Source organism: [Flexibacter] sp. ATCC 35103, assembly GCF_001975985.1.
In the GTDB taxonomy this organism is placed as follows: domain Bacteria; phylum Bacteroidota; class Bacteroidia; order Flavobacteriales; family Flavobacteriaceae; genus Flavobacterium.
Map to the genome: position 1 here is coordinate 1 of NZ_MTQF01000021.1, position 447 is coordinate 447.

The 447-nt window shown below is 38.9% G+C and carries 1 protein-coding gene; it reads left to right on the forward strand.

The window, feature by feature from the left end:
* Positions 1 to 22: 22 nt before the first annotated feature.
* On the forward strand, positions 23 to 447 hold a 425-nt coding region (locus BXU01_RS23340; RefSeq protein WP_255373837.1), incomplete at its 3' end, for a condensation domain-containing protein.

Here is a 447-nt window from a genome sequence, read left to right on the forward strand (position 1 = left end):
CCGCTCGGCTTTGTTTGATGTATTGGTTACGCTGCAAAACCAGTCCCGGTTAAAGAACCTGAATACCGAAGGGCTAAGCAGCCTGGAAGTCAAAGGATATGGCGTTAAGAATAAAATTTCAAAATTTGACATGAGTTTCACCTTTGTGGAAAACGATGTTTTAGGACTTGTAATTGAATACAATACTGATATTTATGATGCTTATTTGGCAGAACGCATGTTTTCGCATTTAGAAAACATCCTGTCAGCCTGTGTATCAGATCCGGAAATGAGTATTGAGAAGATCGATTACATTACGGCTTCAGAAAGAGAGGAACTTTTAAACGGTTTCAACAACACGAAGGCAGATTATCCTGCGGATAAAACCATAATCGATTTGTTTGAACAGCAGGTATTAAAATCGCCGGATAATGTTGCGTTAGTATTTGGGGATACCACATTAACGTA